Annotated in this window: 13 protein-coding genes; 12 read left to right on the top strand and 1 reads right to left on the bottom strand. The window is 57.2% G+C overall.

The features are described 5' to 3' along the window. Positions 1-40: 40 nt before the first annotated feature. The 8 genes from ihfB to ACXKZD_RS12785 all read left to right on the top strand — a co-directional run bounded on the left by ihfB (position 41) and on the right by ACXKZD_RS12785 (position 8,844). Positions 41-325, top strand: a complete 285-nt coding sequence (gene ihfB, locus ACXKZD_RS12820; protein ID WP_003849360.1) for an integration host factor subunit beta — start codon at positions 41-43, stop codon at positions 323-325. Between the two features lie 204 nt (positions 326-529). Beyond that, positions 530-2,785, top strand: a complete 2,256-nt coding sequence (locus ACXKZD_RS12815) for a DNA internalization-related competence protein ComEC/Rec2 (RefSeq protein WP_488981650.1) — start codon at positions 530-532, stop codon at positions 2,783-2,785. 34 nt (positions 2,786-2,819) lie between these two features. Beyond that, positions 2,820-4,568 carry a lipid A ABC transporter ATP-binding protein/permease MsbA gene (gene msbA, locus ACXKZD_RS12810; protein ID WP_010669759.1) on the top strand — a complete coding sequence of 583 codons (1,749 nt, stop codon included), beginning with the start codon at positions 2,820-2,822 and terminating at the stop codon, positions 4,566-4,568. Next, the gene (gene lpxK, locus ACXKZD_RS12805) at positions 4,565-5,551 is read left to right on the top strand and encodes a tetraacyldisaccharide 4'-kinase (protein ID WP_010254951.1); all 987 of its coding nucleotides are present in this window, start codon (positions 4,565-4,567) and stop codon (positions 5,549-5,551) included. The genes msbA and lpxK overlap by 4 nt, the downstream gene beginning before the upstream one ends. 39 nt (positions 5,552-5,590) lie before the next feature. After that, the gene (locus tag ACXKZD_RS12800) at positions 5,591-6,805 is read left to right on the top strand and encodes a winged helix-turn-helix domain-containing protein (RefSeq protein WP_010669761.1); all 1,215 of its coding nucleotides are present in this window, start codon (positions 5,591-5,593) and stop codon (positions 6,803-6,805) included. Positions 6,806-6,910: 105 nt separating this feature from the next. After that, positions 6,911-7,093 carry a Trm112 family protein gene (locus ACXKZD_RS12795; RefSeq protein WP_003849374.1) on the top strand — a complete coding sequence of 61 codons (183 nt, stop codon included), beginning with the start codon at positions 6,911-6,913 and terminating at the stop codon, positions 7,091-7,093. Then, complete coding sequence (kdsB, locus tag ACXKZD_RS12790) at positions 7,090-7,839, top strand: 3-deoxy-manno-octulosonate cytidylyltransferase (protein ID WP_010254955.1); 750 nt, start codon at positions 7,090-7,092, stop codon at positions 7,837-7,839. Before ACXKZD_RS12795 ends, kdsB begins: the two co-directional genes overlap by 4 nt. Positions 7,840-7,950: 111 nt before the next feature. After that, on the top strand, positions 7,951-8,844 hold the full coding sequence (locus tag ACXKZD_RS12785; RefSeq protein ID WP_488981649.1) for a fructosamine kinase family protein: 894 nt from the start codon (positions 7,951-7,953) through the stop codon (positions 8,842-8,844). On the opposite strand, the gene elyC is transcribed toward ACXKZD_RS12785, so the two are convergent. Further along, a complete protein-coding gene (gene elyC / locus ACXKZD_RS12780; RefSeq protein ID WP_192033439.1) occupies positions 8,824-9,609 on the bottom strand; it encodes an envelope biogenesis factor ElyC in 786 nt (261 codons plus the stop codon). The genes ACXKZD_RS12785 and elyC overlap by 21 nt on opposite strands. Before the next feature lie 125 nt (positions 9,610-9,734). On the opposite strand from elyC, the gene cmoM reads away from it, so the two are divergent. The 4 genes from cmoM to mukB are packed head-to-tail and all read left to right on the top strand — an operon-like array spanning position 9,735 to position 17,029. Continuing rightward, positions 9,735-10,520 (top strand): tRNA uridine 5-oxyacetic acid(34) methyltransferase CmoM, encoded by a 786-nt coding sequence (gene cmoM / locus ACXKZD_RS12775; protein WP_031594104.1) that lies wholly within the window; start codon positions 9,735-9,737, stop codon positions 10,518-10,520. Next, positions 10,517-11,839, top strand: coding sequence for a chromosome partition protein MukF (gene mukF, locus ACXKZD_RS12770; protein ID WP_010254963.1), 1,323 nt, complete (start codon positions 10,517-10,519; stop codon positions 11,837-11,839). Before cmoM ends, mukF begins: the two co-directional genes overlap by 4 nt. Continuing rightward, positions 11,820-12,545, top strand: coding sequence for a chromosome partition protein MukE (gene mukE, locus ACXKZD_RS12765; protein WP_010669765.1), 726 nt, complete (start codon positions 11,820-11,822; stop codon positions 12,543-12,545). Before mukF ends, mukE begins: the two co-directional genes overlap by 20 nt. Next, positions 12,542-17,029, top strand: coding sequence for a chromosome partition protein MukB (gene mukB / locus ACXKZD_RS12760; RefSeq protein ID WP_488981648.1), 4,488 nt, complete (start codon positions 12,542-12,544; stop codon positions 17,027-17,029). Before mukE ends, mukB begins: the two co-directional genes overlap by 4 nt. Positions 17,030-17,098: the final 69 nt, after the last annotated feature.

Here is a 17,098-nt window from a genome sequence, read left to right as displayed (position 1 = left end):
AAGCTGTCATACATTCCCATAGGGATAAACCGGAGGTTACATGACCAAGTCAGAACTGATAGAAAGACTGGCGGGACAGCATACTCATATACCGGCGAAAGTCGTTGAGGATGCAGTAAAAGAGATGCTTGAGCACATGGCCACTACGCTGGCACAGGGCGAACGCATCGAAATCCGGGGATTCGGCAGCTTTTCTTTGCACTATCGCGCTCCGCGTACTGGACGTAACCCGAAAACGGGTGACAAAGTGGATCTGGAAGGTAAATACGTTCCCCACTTTAAGCCAGGCAAAGAGCTGCGCGATCGCGCAAATATCTACGGCTAAGCCGATACCGAACCAGATAAACGACATCTCCGGATGTCGTTTTTTTTTGCCTGCGATTCAGGCTCAGACCTGACATCCGGATTGCTGTCATCAACACTGCAACACCGCACTCTCTTTGTGAGAGCGCTCCAGCCTGCCTGATCATCCGCTGTTACTTTCATCTCCTTTGCCCAGAATAATCGAACTGAATCAATGGATACGATTATGCTGACATGGACCGTTCTGGCGCGACTGGCGATCGTTGCAACGTTACCGCTAATGCTGATGGCCCGGCTGCCTTCCGGTGAGGTGATGTGGGGCTTCCTCCTCACAGGACTGGCTCTGCTGCATTGCCCTTACCAACCCGTCCGTCTGGCCGGTATTACTCTGCTGTTGCTGGCATGGGCCTGTAACGACGCCCGTCTGATGGTGCGGGATATCGAAAAGTTCTCGGCGCGTCCTGCCACCTACACCCTTCAGATCAGTGAACTGCGGAAAGAGCGGAAGCAAATCCGGGTTCGTCTGTTGAAAGAGGAGGGCAGGATGATTTTTCCGCCTCGCTTTGCCTGGATCTGGTTTGATGCTGATCCGGAGGTCTACTGTCCAGGACAACGCTGGACGATGAAACTGCGTCTGCGACCGGTACATGCCCGCCTTAATGAGGGCGATTTTGATGCGCAGCGTTTCGCACTGGCTAATAATACGCCGCTTCAGGGACGAATCCTTAAGCAGACTGCGGTAAGCGATCGCTGTGATAGCCGCTGGCGATTTATTTTATGGCATCGTGACAGGACCCGTGCAATGCCTGCACGTGCAACGCTGGAGGCACTGGCTTTTGGCATTCGGGATGAGATGAGCCAGCAGACGCGTCAGCTACTGCGGGATACCGGTACCGCGCATCTGATGGCGATATCGGGCATGCATATCGCCCTGGCCGCCAGCACCGGCTGGATGATTGCGCGTGGGGTGCAATTTATCTTGCCAGCCCGTTATATCAGCTATCTTTTCCCCCTCATCGTGAGCTGGCTGTTTGCTGCAATCTATACCTGGCTCTCCGGTGCACAGCCTCCCGCAGAGCGTTCGCTGCTTGCCCTGACGCTCTGGGCGATAACACGGTTTGCGGGTGTTCAGCTGAATAGCTGGCAGGTCTGGACGTTCTGTATTGCATTACTGCTGGTAACCGACCCGCTGACCGTGCTCTCAGACAGCTTCTGGCTCTCGGTACTGGCTGTGGGCATGCTGCTGGTCTGGTATCACTGGTTCCCGCTGCCTGCGTCGTTCCGTTGGCAACGGCGCTGGATTCCGGTACAACTGCTGCATTTACAGGCGGGCATGATGATTTTAATGGTGCCGTTGCAGGTGGCGATTTTCAACGGCATCAGCCTGACTGCGCTGGTGGCGAATGTTGTCGCGATTCCGGTCGTCTCGTTTATTACCATGCCTCTGGTGACGCTCGCCCTGCTGCTGCCGGTGGCGCATTTATCTGGCTTCTTCTGGGGAGCGGCCGATCTCTCTTTACGTGCACTGTTTCATTGCCTGACGTTGCTGCCACCAGGCTGGTGGCCGCTGAGTGGCACAACCTGGGTTACAGTCATGGTATGGGGCGGCCTGATTCTCTGGCGTGCGCAACTCTTTTTCTCTCTGCCGTTAAGCAGCGGCGCCTTAGCGCTGGCAATGATACTGAGTCGCCAGCCAGAACAGGAGCAGGGCTGGCGAATCGATATGCTGGATATCGGGCACGGTCTGAGTCTGGTGATCAGCCAGGGCGACGAGGCTGTGATGTATGATACCGGCCCGCGCTGGCAGAACGATAATGCAGGGAGTCGGGTGATCATTCCGTGGCTGGAGCGCAGGCAGTTACGATTAAAACAGGTCATCCTGAGTCATAAACATCTGGATCATAGTGGCGGGCTGGAGGCGATTACTCAACGCTGGCCAGCGGTTGAAGTAAGAAGTGCGCTGGCTGATGAGGCACACTTACCCTGCGTACGGGGCACGCAGTGGCGCTGGCGGCAGCTCCACTTTCGGGTGGTCTGGCCGCTGACGGCCCCCCTGCCGGGCGGAAATAATGACTCCTGTGTGGTGATCGTCGATGATGGCCAGGTTCGTCTGATGTTAACCGGTGACATTGAAGCGAAAGCGGAACGCCAGCTGGTGGCGCTGGAGAAGCAGGGGCTGAAGGTCGATATTCTGCAGGTCCCGCACCACGGTAGCCGGACGTCGTCGACCTCATTGCTGCTGCGTAAAGCCGCAGGCCACACCGCTATCGCCTCGCTGGCACGCTACAATGCATGGCGCATGCCCGCGAAAAATGTGCTGGAAAACTACCGAACGGCCGGTTTTCAGTGGCTGGATACGGGCCAGTCAGGACAAATCAGTATCAGGATAGAGCAGGGCAGAGCGCAGGTTTCTACCCTGCGGGAACAATTAATGCCCCGTTGGTATCATCAGTGGTTTGGCGTCAAACGCGAATCCAGGTAGAATGGCCGGCTATTTCCAACAGCGTGAATAAATAATGCATCAAGATAAAGATCTCTCTACGTGGCAGACGTTTCGCCGACTCTGGCCGATGATCGCGCCTAATAAAGCGGGATTAATTGCGGCCTCAGTCGCCCTGATTATTAATGCTGCGGGCGACGCCTTAATGCTCTCACTGTTGAAACCGTTACTGGATGATGGTTTTGGTAAAGCTGACAGATCGGTGATGCTATGGCTGCCGTTAGTGGTTATTGGCCTGATGCTGGTACGCGGAGTTACCAGTTATATCTCCAGCTACTGCATCTCCTGGGTCTCTGGCAACGTCGTGATGAACATCCGCCGTCGTCTGTTCAGCCATATGATGGGCATGCCGGTTTCGTTTTTCGACCAGCAGTCAACCGGCACCCTGTTGTCACGCATTACTTACGATTCTGAGCAGGTCGCCTCCTCTTCTTCGGGCGCGCTGGTCACCGTAGTGCGTGAAGGGGCTTCCATTATTGGCCTGTTTATCATGATGTTCTACTACAGCTGGCAGCTGTCGCTGATCCTGATTGTACTGGCACCTATCGTCTCCTTTGCTATCCGCACCGTCTCTAAGCGCTTCCGCACCATCAGCAAAAGTATGCAGAACACTATGGGGCAGGTGACAACCAGCGCCGAGCAGATGTTGAAAGGGCACAAAGAAGTGCTGATTTTTGGCGGACAGGACATTGAATCGGAGCGCTTTTCCCGCGTCAGTAACCGGATGCGTCAGCAGGGAATGAAACTCGTTTCAGCCTCCTCCATTTCCGATCCGATTATTCAGCTGATCGCGTCGCTGGCACTGGCTTTTGTGCTCTATGCCGCCAGCTTCCCCAGCGTCATGGATACCCTGACAGCCGGTACCATCACCGTGGTCTTCTCCTCGATGATTGCCCTGATGCGCCCGCTTAAGTCTCTGACCAACGTCAACGCCCAGTTCCAGCGTGGGATGGCGGCCTGTCAGACACTATTCTCTATTCTGGATAGTGAGCAGGAAGTGGATAACGGTACGCGCGAAATCACCCGTGCTAAAGGGGATATTGAATTCCGTGATGTGACCTTTACCTACCCAGGTCGTGAAATTCCGGCACTGCGTAATATCAATCTGTCGCTGCCAGCAGGAAAAACGGTGGCGCTGGTGGGCCGTTCCGGTTCCGGTAAGTCTACGATGGCGAGCCTGCTGACCCGCTTTTATGATATCCAGCAGGGCGAAATCCTGCTGGACGGTCATGATCTGCGTGAGTACAGCCTGCGCTCATTGCGTAATCAGGTGGCGCTGGTGTCACAGAATGTGCACCTCTTCAACGACACGATTGCCAATAACATCGCGTATGCCCGCAGTGAGCAATACAGTCGTGAAGAGATCGAGCAGGCGGCCACCATGGCGCATGCCATGGACTTTATCAATAAAATGGATAAGGGCCTGGATACGATGATTGGCGAGAATGGCGTGCTGTTATCTGGCGGTCAGCGTCAGCGTATTGCCATTGCCCGTGCGTTGTTACGTGATTGTCCGATCCTGATCCTCGATGAAGCCACCTCGGCGCTGGATACCGAGTCTGAACGCGCGATTCAGTCTGCACTGGATGAGTTGCAGAAGAACCGTACCTCGCTGGTGATTGCACACCGACTCTCTACCATCGAGAAAGCGGATGAAATCGTGGTAATTGAAGATGGCCAGATTGTTGAACGCGGTACGCATCAGGTGCTGTTAGCAGAACGCGGTGCCTATGCACAGCTGCACAAGATGCAATTCGGCCAATGATTGAACGTATCTGGAGTGGTCGCTCACCGCTATGGCTGCTGCTATGGCCATTCAGCCTGCTGTATGGTGCGATCACGGCCCTGATACGCTTCAGTTACAGGCGCGGCTGGCGTAAAAGCTGGCGTGCGCCTCTGCCGGTCGTGGTGGTGGGTAACCTGACTGCCGGCGGGAATGGAAAGACGCCGGTGGTCATCTGGCTGGTCGAGGCGTTACAGCAGCGCGGCCTGCGCGCTGGCGTGGTCTCCCGAGGATATGGCGGCAAGGCGGACCACTATCCCTTGCTGGTCACGGCGCAGACCCCCACCGAACAGGCCGGGGATGAGCCGGTATTGATCGCCCAGCGCACCGGGGCGCCGGTCGCGGTCGCCCCTCAACGGCGTCGGGCGATTGAGGCGTTACTGAAACAGGGTTCGCTGGATGTGATCATCACGGATGATGGCCTGCAACATTACGCCCTGCAGCGCGATCGCGAAATCGTGGTGGTTGATGGGGTCCGTCGCTTTGGTAATGGCTGGTGGTTGCCTGCCGGTCCGATGCGTGAACGTGCCGATCGTCTGCAGCAGGTCGATGCCGTGATCATTAACGGCGGCGAAGCACAGCCCGACGAGATTGCCATGCAACTTCAGCCCGGGCTGGCTACCAATCTGCTGACTGGTGAAACCTGCCCGCCGGAGCAACTGGGTGCGGTAGTCGCCATGGCCGGTATTGGTCATCCCCCGCGTTTTTTCACCACGCTGAAACAGCAGGGTATAACGCCGGTCGCAGAGATCGCCTTTGCCGATCATCACGCCTACAGCAAAGATGAACTGACCCGATTACTCCAGGCGGGTCAGCAACTGCTGATGACCGAAAAGGACGCGGTGAAATGCCGTCACTTTGCCCAGCCTGACTGGTGGTATTTGCCGGTCGATGCCCATTTAACTGGTAATGCCGTGACGCCGTTACTGGATGACATTGAACAACTCTGCCGCCATATTTCCTGATACCCGCCCCCGTTCAGGTGAAGCCTGATAAGGAAGAGGATGAACAGTACGCATTCACTTTCGTTACAGCAAGCACGCCACCTTCATCTCGCCGCGCAGGGCCTGCTGCGAACTCCGGCAAAACGCGCTGTTTATCAGGATCTGATTGACTGCATTTCCCGCATGTCGCTGCTGCAAATCGATACCATTCATGTGGTGGCCCGCAGTCCGTATCTGGTGCTGTTCAGTCGCCTGGGGAACTATCCTCAGGCATGGCTGGAACAGGCTCTGGCACAGGGCGAACTCTTTGAGTACTGGGCGCACGAAGCCTGCTTTATTCCCCGTGCCGATTACCGACTTCTTCGTCATCGCATGCTGTCGCCGGAACGTCTGGGCTGGAAATACAATGCGCAATGGGTCGCTGAGCACCAGCAGGCCATTGCCGAATTACTGCAGCAGATCAGAGACAACGGCCCGGTACGCGCCGCCGATTTTACCCATGCCGATAACCCGAAGTCAGGCTGGTGGGCATGGAAACCGCACAAACGTCATCTGGAGAATCTGTTCAGCGCCGGTGAGCTGATGGTCACCGAACGCCGTAATTTTCAGCGCGTCTACGATCTGCGCAGCCGCGTGATGCCCGACTGGCAGGATGCGATACATGGCATCAGTGAAGCGGAGGCGACCCGTCAGATGCTGATGAATAGCGCCCGCAGCTTAGGGGTTTTCCGCGCGGCCTGGCTGGCGGATTACTATCGCCTGAAGCGGGCACCCGTGAACAACTTTATCGCTGACGCCCAGGCTGCGGGCGATCTGGTCGCCGTCAATACAGAGGGACTGGGTGAGATGTGGCTGCATCGTGACTACGTGCCGTTGCTGGAGACACCGCTGCAGGCGACGCACAGCGCGCTGCTGTCGCCGTTTGATCCGGTAGTCTGGGATCGCAAGCGTGCGCGGGAGCTGTTCAATTTTGACTACCGTATTGAGTGCTATACCCCGGAGGAAAAACGTAAATTTGGCTATTTTGTTTTGCCCATCCTCCATCGCGGCCAGATAAAAGGGCGGCTGGATGCCCGCATGCTGCGTCAGGCAAAACAGCTGGAGATTAAAAACATCTGGCTGGAGGAGAAGACCCGCGTTACGGCGCGATTTTTGCTGGATATCCGGCGTGCTATCGAACGCTTTGCGACGTGGCAGGGTGCTGAAAGCGTCGCTATTTTGCAGGCACCCGACGCGCTTAACGATCAGTGGCCAGCCCTGTGGACGCTGGATTAATCAATTTTGCGGCAGCCGCTGCGGGATGGCGTTTTACCCCATCCCGCACGCGCCGCGCTATGGTATGCTTGAATCCTTAAGCATTCGGTCCCTGATGGAGGACATATGGATCATCGTTTACTCGAAATCGTTGCCTGCCCGGTTTGCAATGGCAAACTCTACTTCAACAATGCTCAACAGGAGCTGATCTGCAAACCTGATGGCCTGGCCTTCCCGGTCCGGGACGGCATTCCGGTGCTGCTGGAAACCGAAGCCCGCACGCTGTCAGTTGAAGAGATTCATCCATGAGTTTCACCGCTATCATTCCTGCGCGTTATGCGTCAACCCGCTTACCCGGCAAGCCGCTGCTCGATATCCACGGTAAACCGATGGTCGTGCATGTAATGGAGCGGGCCCGTGAATCGGGTGCCAGCCGGGTCATTGTTGCCACCGATCATCCCGACGTGGCGCAGGCAGTGGAAGCGGCAGGCGGCGAAGTCTGCATGACGCGCGCCGATCACCAGTCTGGCACTGAGCGACTGGCGGAAGTGATCGAAAAATATCAGTTTGCCGATGATGAAATCATCGTAAACGTGCAGGGCGATGAGCCGATGATTCCGGCCGAGATTGTGCGTCAGGTGGCGACCAATCTGGCGGGATCGGCGGCCGGGATGGCGACGCTGGCGGTGCCGATCACCGATGTGGAAGAAGCCTTTAATCCGAATGCGGTGAAAGTCGTCATGGATGTGAATGGCTACGCGCTCTATTTTTCACGGGCGACCATCCCCTGGGATCGTGAACGGTACGCCGCATCGCGCGAGCAGATCGGTGATACGCTGCTGCGCCACATTGGCATCTACGCCTACCGTGCTGGTTTTATTCGCCGCTATGTCGCCTGGGCGCCTTGTCCTCTGGAACAGATTGAGCTGCTCGAGCAACTGCGTGTTTTATGGTACGGCGAAAAAATTCATGTCGCCGTCGCGAAAACCATTCCCAGTGTGGGTGTGGATACGCCAGACGATTTGCAACGCGTTCGTGATGCCATGCAGGCCTGACAAGCGGGGAGCCTGTCTCCCCGTTTCAGCGCAACGTTCTTGATCCGCCGCTAAACTTATCTCCAACACTTCCTTCAGGATATTGTGATACTCATCTGAGGAGGATGCCGCATGGAACAGCTTAAATCGGAACTCACGCTGGCGCTGGGTGAAACCATCAGCCGCCTCGAAATGATCAGTGAACATCCACCCACTCGGCTTTATGCGTTATACGATCGGGACGGGCGCCCCATGCCGGTGGTGGCGAAATATTTTCGTCATCAGGGCCGGGCGGCGATGGAAGCCAGAAAGCTGGCGCTGCTGGGCCAGGCCGGACTGATCGCCGTGCCAGCGGTCTGTGGTCTGGTGATGAGCCAGCAGCCGCCGGTGCATGAAATGCTCCTGCTGGCGCGACTGAATGGCGTAACGGCGGAAGCGCCTGCGCGGGATGCTCAGCGCTGGCAACAGTTTTGCGAACAGGTGGTCGAGGGAGTGCTGGCTTGGCACCGGCTCGACAGCCATGGCCTGGTCGGTACGGTGGACAGCACGCAGCAGAACAGCTGGCCCGCCTGGTATGCACAACGGGTTGAGGTGCTATGGGCGACCCTGAGCTATCTGCGTCCTCCAGCCTTTACGCTGGAAGATCGTCAGATTCTGTTTCGCTGCCGGGCACGACTGGCGCATCTGTTTCGCGGCTTCGACGATCCCTGCGTGATGGTTCACGGCAACGTTCAGCTGCAGAGCATGCTGAAAGATAGCCGCAGTGACCAGTTAATCGCGATGACACAGCCGGGCACCATCCTCTGGGCACCCCGTGAATACGATCTTATCCATCTGGATACCTCGCCTGCCGAAACGGCGCTGCTGCACAATTACCTGCAACGGGCGCCGGTTTCAGAGGGTTTTGTCTGGCGTCGGTGGGTTTATCAACTGTGGGACTGCATTGAGCATCTGGTACAGACCGGCACGTTTAATCGTCCACGTTTTGACCATGCACGCGCGCAATTACTTCCCTGGCTCGGCTGAGTCCGATTCCTCGCCATTCAGCCGTTGCAATAGTGTGCCAAGCGTTTCGTAGACCGCACGTTCGCTGTGACTCAGCCAGATCGATGAGGGTATCGCCCGTTCCCATCCATTCAGCGGTGACGTAATCGCCAGCTGATTAGCGGGAGCGGCCATCGGCTTCAACCCAATCGCGTGGAAAAAGCGTATTGCCCGCGGCATATGATTCGCGGATGTGACCAGCAGAAACGGGCGATCGCCCACCACGGTTTTGACCGCCTGCGCTTCATCCGCGGTGTCGCGGGGCTGGTCGAGAATCTGAATATGTTCGCGGGGAACGCCCAGACTTTCCGCCACCTGTGACGCTACCCAGGCGCTACTCTTTGGATTGGTGCCGCCCGCTGCGCCGGTAAAAATCAGCGTCGACTGCGGATTCCGCTGCCACTGACGAACGCCTTCTGCCACGCGCGGCAGACTGTTATTCAGCAGGTTCGAGCTGGGTGCCCACGCCGGGTTAAAGGTGTACCCTCCACCCAGCACCACAATGAACTCCACCTTCTCTGATCCGTTCCAGGTCGGATAGCGGCTATCCAGCGGCAAAAGCAGACGATCGGCCAGCGGTTGCAGGCTCAGCAGCAGCAGTAACAGCCAGCTGACGGAGATCACGGTTTTGCCGCTTTTCTGCCAGCCAGTAAACCAAAGCAGTAAAATGCCAAGCGCCATCAGCAAAAGCAGAAACGGCAGGGGTAAAAGCAGCCCGCCGATAACTTTTTTAAGGGTAAATAACATCAAAAAAGAGTCCTGTTGTCCGAAAATAGAGCACCCGGAAGGGAAGATGGGGATGAAAGGTTCATTCTTCTGGTGCCTGTGACAAAATAGCACAAGTCTCACCGCAGCATACCGGAGCGCATGCCATGCAGGATCGTAACTTTGACGATCTCGCGGATAAATTTTCGCAAAATATTTACGGCACCACTAAAGGGAAGATACGCCAGGCCATCCTCTGGGATGAGCTGGAGAAGATAGTGCCCGGTCTGTCACCGCACCCGCTGTCGGTGCTGGATGCTGGCGGCGGTGTCGGCCAGGTCTCCAGCGGGCTTGCTGCGCAGGGCCATCAGGTTCTGCTGTGCGACCTTTCCAGCGAGATGCTGCGCCGGGCCGCGGAAAATGCAGCGGCACAGGGTGTGAGCCACAACATGCAATTCAGACAAATTAGCGCTCAGCAGGTGGGCGAACATTTGGATAAGCCGGTGGATCTGGTATTGTTCCACGCTGTGCTTGAGTGGGTCGCTGAACCGGAGAAGGTGCTGAAAGCGCTGTTCGATCTGCTGCGTCCGGGGGGCGTCATGTCGCTGATGTTTTACAATCTGCACGGCCTGACATTGCGCACCTTAACGCTGGGTAACTTCGGCTATCTGCGCACCAACCTGACCAAACGCAAAAAGCGAACGCTGTCGCCTGACTATCCGCGCGACCCAGAGCAGGTCTATCGCTGGCTGGAGGCGTGTGGCTTTGTGATTGAGCAGCGTGCCGGGATCCGGGTGTTCAGTGACTACATGAAGCCGCCGAAGGGCGAGCCAAAAAGCGACGACGAAATTATTGAGATGGAGCGGCGTTACTGCCGTCAGGAACCCTTTTTGAGCTTAGGGCGCTACATCCACGTGACCGCGCGTAAACCCGGGCAGAAGGACGAATTATGAGTGAATTTTCCCAGACGGTACCTGAACTGGTCTCCTGGGCGCGCAAAAATGACTTTTCCCTTGCGCTGCCAGTGGAACGTCTGGCCTTTTTGCTGGCTATCGCCACCCTCAACGGTGAGCGGATGGATGGCGAAATGAGCGAAGGCGATCTGATTGATGCTTTCCGTCACGTCAGTAAAGCTTTCGAACAAACCCATGAAACCGTGTTGGTTCGTGCCAACAACGCCATCAACGACATGGTGCGACAGCGCCTGCTCAACCGTTTTACCAGCGAAATCACGGAAGGCAATGCCATCTATCGCCTGACGCCGCTGGCGATCGGCATCACCGACTATTACATCCGCCAGCGTGAGTTCTCGACTCTGCGCCTGTCGATGCAGCTGTCGATTGTGGCCAATGAGCTTAAGCGGGCAGCCGATGCCGCGCAGGAAAATGGCGATGAGTTTCACTGGCACCGCAATGTTTTCGCGCCGCTGAAATATTCCGTGGCGGAGATCTTCGACAGCATCGATATGACCCAGCGTCTGATGGATGAACAGCAGCAGGCGGTTAAAAATGATATCGCCGAACTGCTGAACAAAGACTGGCGCGCGGCCATCTCCAGCTGTGAAATGCTGCTTTCTGAAACCTCAGGAACGCTGCGTGAACTGCAGGATACGCTTGAAGCCGCGGGCGACAAACTTCAGGAAAATCTGCTGCGCATTCAGGATGCCACGCTGGACAGTCCCGATCTGGGCTTCGTCGATAAGCTGGTGTTTGATCTGCAAAGCAAACTCGACCGTATTACCAGCTGGGGCCAGCAGGCGATTGACCTCTGGATCGGCTATGACCGCCACGTCCATAAATTCATTCGTACCGCCATCGACATGGATAAAAACCGCGTCTTTGCGCAGCGCCTGCGGGTATCGGTGCAGAATTACTTCGACGCGCCCTGGGCGCTGACCTATGCCAACGCCGACCGCCTGTATGACATGCGTGATGAGGCGCTGACGCTGCGTAACGACGAAGTGATGGGCGAACTGCCGCCGGAGATGGAGTACGAGGAGATTAACGAAATCCGCGAACAGCTGGCAGCGATGATTGAAGAAGCGCTGCAGGTCTACAAATCGCAACAAAAACCGCTCAACCTCGCGTCAGTGATGCGCGACTACCTGGCCCAGTATCCCCGAGCCCGCCATTTCGATCTGGCGCGCATTGTGGTGGATCAGGCGGTGCGCCTTGGCGTAGCGGAAGCTGATTTAGCCGGTTTGCCTGTGGAATGGCAAGCCATCAATGATTACGGAGCCAAGGTGCAGGCACATGTCATCGACAAATATTGAACAAGTGATGCCGGTTAAGCTGGCACAGGCACTGGCCAACCCGATTTTTCCCGCGCTGGACAGCCAGTTACGCGCCGGACGCCATATCGGTATCGAAGAGCTGGATAATCACGCTTTTCTGATGGACTACCAGTCGTTTCTCGAAGAGTTTTACAGCCGCTATAACGTTGAGTTAATCCGTGCGCCGGAAGGCTTTTTCTATCTGCGTCCGCGTTCAACCACGCTGATTCCGCGTTCCGTGCTTTCTGAGCTGGATATGATGGTCGGGAAGATTCTCTGCTATCTCTATCTCAGCCCGGAACGACTGGCTAATGAAGGTATCTTCACCCAGCAGGAGCTGTACGACGAACTGCTCTCTCTGGCCGATGAGAACCGCCTGCTGAAGCTGGTCAACCAGCGTTCAACCGGTTCGGATCTGGATCGCACCAAACTGCAGGAGAAAGTGCGCGCCTCTCTGAGCCGCCTGCGTCGCCTTGGCATGGTGTGGTTTTTCGGCAACGACAGCAGCAAGTTCCGCATCACGGAATCGGTGTTCCGCTTTGGTGCCGACGTGCGCGGCGGTGATGACGCCCGTGAAGCGCAGCTTCGTCTGATTCGTGATGGCGAAGCCATGCTACTGGAAAACGCGACAGCACCGGTCGACACCGATGACGGTGAAGGGCAGGAAGGCGACGCGAGTGAGAACGCAGAGGAAGAACAGGCATGATTGAGCGCGGAAAGTTTCGTTCGCTTACGCTGATCAACTGGAACGGCTTTTTTGCCCGTACTTTTGATCTCGATGAATTAGTGACCACGCTGTCAGGCGGTAACGGTGCGGGTAAGTCCACCACGATGGCGGCATTTGTCACCGCGCTGATCCCCGATTTAACGCTGCTGCACTTCCGTAATACCACCGAAGCGGGCGCGACATCAGGATCCCGTGACAAGGGTCTGCACGGTAAACTGCGGGCTGGCGTCTGCTACTCCATGCTGGATGTGGTGAACTCACGCCATCAGCGTGTCGTGGTCGGTGTCCGTCTGCAACAGGTCGCCGGACGCGATAAAAAGGTCGATATCAAGCCATTCAGTATTCATGGCCTGCCCACCGACACCAACCCAACCGATATGCTGACGGAAGTGCTCAACAGCCGTCAGGCTCGCGTATTGCCGCTGAACGAAGTCAAAGATCGGGTTGAGGCGCAGGAAGGCGTGCAGTTCCGCGCCTATAACTCAGTCACCGATTATCACGCCATGCTGTTTGATCTTGGTGTGGTGCCGCGTCGTCTGCGCTCTGCCAGCGATCGCAGCAAGTTTTATCGTCTGATTGAAGCCTCGCTGTATGGCGGTATCTCCAGCGCCATCACCCGATCGCTGCGTGATTACCTGCTACCTGAAAACAGTGGCGTGCGCAAAGCGTTCCAGGATATGGAAGCCGCGCTGCGCGAGAACCGCATGACGCTGGAGGCGATCCGCGTTACCCAGTCTGACCGCGATCTCTTCAAGCATCTGATCTCCGAAGCGACCAGCTACGTTTCGGCTGACTATATGCGCCACGCCAACGAGCGTCGGGGACACCTCGACAGCGCGTTACAGCTGCGCAGCGAACTGTTCAGCAGCCGCAAGCAGCTCGCCACCGAGCAGTATCGTCATGTTGAGATGGCGCGCGAACTGGCCGAGCACAGTGGTGCAGAAAGCGATCTTGAAGTCGATTATCAGGCCGCCAGCGATCACCTGAACCTGGTACAGACGGCGATGCGTCAGCAGGAGAAGATTGAGCGCTACGATGCGGATATCGAAGATCTGACGCTGCGGCTGGAAGAGCAGACCGAAGTGGTCGCCGAAGCGCGTGAAATTCAGGAAGAGAATGAAGCGCGGGCCGAAGCGGCTGAGCTGGAAGTGGATGAGCTGAAAAGCCAGCTGGCCGATTTCCAGCAGGCGCTCGACGTGCAGCAAACCCGCGCCATCCAGTATCAGCAGGCATTGCAGGCGCTGGAACGCGCCCGCACGCTTTGCCAGTTGCCCGATCTGAGCATTGACAATGCCGCCGAATGGCAGGAAAGCTTCCAGGCCAAAGAGGAAGAGGCGACAGAACGGTTGCTGCGCCTGGAGCAGAAGCTGAGCGTAGCGGAAGCAGCGCACAGTCAGTTTGAACAGGCGCTGGCGCTGGTGACCAGCATTGCCGGTGACGTGACCCGTCAGGACGCCTGGCAAACCGGCCGCGAACTGCTGCGTGATGCCAGCAACCAGCGTCATCACGCCGAACAGCTCTCGTCGCTGCGTCTGCGTCTGAATGAGCTGGAACAGCGTCTGCGCGAACAGCATGAGGCGGAGCGCCTGCTGGCGGAATTCTGCAAGCGTCAGGGGCAGCATTATGAAGCGGATGCGCTGGCAGGCCTGCAGCAGGAGCTTGAAGCACAGATTGAACAGCTGAATAGCAGCGTCTCCGACGCCGGTGAGCAGCGCATGATGATGCGCCAGGAGCTGGAGCAGCTGCGCGAACGCATCACCAGCCTGACCGCCCGTGCGCCACACTGGCTGGCGGCGCAGGAGATCCTGACTCAGCTCAGCGAACAGACCGGCCAGGCGCTGAACAGCAGCCAGGACGTGACCGAATATATGCAGCAGCTGCTGGAGCGTGAGCGTGAAACCACCGTCGAGCGCGACGAAGTGGCGGCGCGTAAACGCGATATCGAGCAGCAGATTGAGCGGCTCAGCCAGCCGGGCGGTGCCGAAGATGCGCGCCTGACCCAGCTGGCAGAACGGTTTGGCGGCGTGTTGCTGTCAGAGATTTACGATGATGTGACGCTGGATGATGCGCCGTACTTCTCGGCGCTCTACGGTCCGTCGCGTCATGCGATTGTGGTGCCGGATCTCTCGCGCGTTCGTGAGTTGCTGGATGGTCTGGAAGAGTGTCCGGAAGATCTCTACCTGATCGAGGGTGATCCGCAGTCGTTCGATGACAGCGTCTTCAGCGTCGATGAACTACAGAATGCGGTGGTGGTGAAGGTGGCAGAGCGTCAGTGGCGCTACTCCCGCTTCCCGAAAATACCGCTGTTTGGCCGCGCGGCGCGTGAGAATCAGCTGGAGCTGCTGCACCTTGAGCGTGATAAGCTGGCCGAACGCTACGCCACGCTGTCGTTCGACGTGCAGAAAACGCAGCGTCTGCATCAGTCATTCAGCCGCTTTATCGGCAGTCATCTGGCCGTCGCCTTTGACGCCGATCCGGAAGCGCAGATCCGTCAGCTCGGCGCACGCCGGGGTGAGCTGGAGCGCGCGCTGAATCAGCATGAGAGCAACAATCAGCAGCAGCGTCAGCAGTATGAGCTGGCCAAAGAGGGCGTATCACAGTTAAACCGGCTGCTGCCACGCGTCAATCTGCTGCTGGATGAGACGCTGGGCGATCGCTGCGAAGAGATCCGCGAGCAGGTCGATGCGGCACAGGAAGCGGCGCGCTTCCTGCATCAGCATGGCGCTAAGCTGGCGAAACTGGAACCGATCATCGCCGTGCTGCAGAGCGATCCTGAACAGCATGAGCAGTTACAGGCGGATTATCAGCAGGCGCAGCAGCAGCAGCGCAACGCCCGTCAGCAGGCCTTTGCCCTGACAGAAGTGGTGCAGCGTCGCGCCCACTTCAGCTACGACGACTCGGCCAGCATGCTCAACGGCAACAACGACCTCAGCGATAAGCTGCGTCAGCGTCTGGAGCAGGCTGAGGGCGAACGCAGCCGCAGTCGTGATCGCCTGCGTGAACATCAGGCGCAGCTGACGCAATACTCCCAGGTGCTGGCCTCGCTGAAAAGCGCCTATGACGCCAAGCGCGACATGCTGAAAGAGCTGCAGCAGGAGATGCAGGATATTGGCGTCCAGGCTGACAGCAGCGCGGAAGAACGCGCGCGTGTTCGCCGTGACGAACTCTACACGGCACTGAGCCACAACCGCGCCCGCCGCAATCAGCTGGAGAAACAGCTCACCTTCTGCGAAGCGGAGATGGATAACCTTCAGAAGCGACTGCGTCAGCTGGAGCGTCAGTATCATCAGGTGCGCGAACAGGTGGTCAGCGCCAAAGCGGGCTGGTGTACCGTACTGCGTCTGGTGAAAGAGAATGGCGTTGAGCGTCGTCTGCATCGTCGTGAACTGGCCTACCTGAGCGGCGATGAGCTGCGCTCTATGTCGGATAAAGCGCTGGGTGCGCTGCGTCTGGCGGTAGCAGACAACGAACATCTGCGCGACGTGCTGCGACTGTCGGAAGATCCAAAACGTCCGGAACGTAAAATTCAGTTCTTTATTGCGGTTTATCAGCATCTGCGCGAGCGTATTCGTCAGGATATTATTCGGACTGACGATCCGGTCGAAGCAATTGAGCAGATGGAAATCGAACTGAACCGTCTGACGGAAGAGCTGACGGCGCGTGAGCAGATGCTGGCAATCAGTTCGCGCAGTGCGGCCAACATCATCCGTAAAACGATCCAGCGTGAACAGAACCGTATCCGCCAGCTCAACCAGGGCCTGCAGACCGTCAGCTTTGGTCAGGTACGCAGCGTGCGGCTCAACGTGAACGTGCGTGAAACCCACGCCATGCTGCTGGATACGCTGTCGGAAGAGCACGAGCAGCATCAGGATCTCTTTAACAGCAATCGGCTGACCTTCTCGGAGGCGCTGGCGAAGCTCTACCAGCGTCTTAATCCGCACATTGATATGGGGCAGCGTACGCCGCAGACCATCGGTGAGGAGCTGCTGGACTACCGCAACTATCTGGAGATGGAAGTGGAAGTTAACCGTGGTTCCGATGGCTGGCTGCGCGCAGAGAGCGGGGCGCTCTCAACCGGTGAAGCGATCGGTACCGGGATGTCCATTCTGGTGATGGTAGTGCAGAGCTGGGAAGAAGAGTCCCGTCGTCTGCGCGGCAAAGATATTTCGCCATGCCGACTGCTGTTTCTTGATGAAGCGGCCCGTCTTGATGCCCGTTCCATCGCCACGCTGTTTGAACTCTGTGAGCGACTGGAGATGCAGCTGGTGATTGCAGCACCGGAGAATATCAGTCCGGAAAAAGGCACGACCTACAAACTGGTTCGTAAGGTGTTTAATAACACCGAGCATGTGCATGTGGTCGGTCTGCGTGGTTTTGCTGCCGATCCTTCGCCGGTGCGGGCGGGAAGCGACGCAGATGCGCTGCCCGATTTAACCGCTGAAAATTCGCAGGCGGAAACGTAGTCAAAAACTGAACCATTCGTTAATCTGGTTACGGCATTTGTCACATGAGGCAAATGCCGTTTTTGTTTG

Source organism: Pantoea sp. ABR1s (assembly GCF_057812235.1).
The sequence above is the reverse complement of the archived record's forward strand: the minus strand, read 5'-3'. Positions and strand labels throughout refer to the sequence as shown.

Coding starts and splice junctions, on each gene's coding strand:
- ACXKZD_RS12800 (WP_010669761.1), top strand. CDS start 5,591: ATGAACAGTACGCATTCACTTTCGTTACAGCAAGCACGCCACCTTCAT.
- mukE (WP_010669765.1), top strand. CDS start 11,820: ATGTCATCGACAAATATTGAACAAGTGATGCCGGTTAAGCTGGCACAG.
- lpxK (WP_010254951.1), top strand. CDS start 4,565: ATGATTGAACGTATCTGGAGTGGTCGCTCACCGCTATGGCTGCTGCTA.
- ACXKZD_RS12785 (WP_488981649.1), top strand. CDS start 7,951: ATGGAACAGCTTAAATCGGAACTCACGCTGGCGCTGGGTGAAACCATC.
- mukF (WP_010254963.1), top strand. CDS start 10,517: ATGAGTGAATTTTCCCAGACGGTACCTGAACTGGTCTCCTGGGCGCGC.
- ihfB (WP_003849360.1), top strand. CDS start 41: ATGACCAAGTCAGAACTGATAGAAAGACTGGCGGGACAGCATACTCAT.
- elyC (WP_192033439.1), bottom strand. CDS start 9,609: ATGTTATTTACCCTTAAAAAAGTTATCGGCGGGCTGCTTTTACCCCTG.
- ACXKZD_RS12795 (WP_003849374.1), top strand. CDS start 6,911: ATGGATCATCGTTTACTCGAAATCGTTGCCTGCCCGGTTTGCAATGGC.
- ACXKZD_RS12815 (WP_488981650.1), top strand. CDS start 530: ATGCTGACATGGACCGTTCTGGCGCGACTGGCGATCGTTGCAACGTTA.
- cmoM (WP_031594104.1), top strand. CDS start 9,735: ATGCAGGATCGTAACTTTGACGATCTCGCGGATAAATTTTCGCAAAAT.
- mukB (WP_488981648.1), top strand. CDS start 12,542: ATGATTGAGCGCGGAAAGTTTCGTTCGCTTACGCTGATCAACTGGAAC.
- kdsB (WP_010254955.1), top strand. CDS start 7,090: ATGAGTTTCACCGCTATCATTCCTGCGCGTTATGCGTCAACCCGCTTA.
- msbA (WP_010669759.1), top strand. CDS start 2,820: ATGCATCAAGATAAAGATCTCTCTACGTGGCAGACGTTTCGCCGACTC.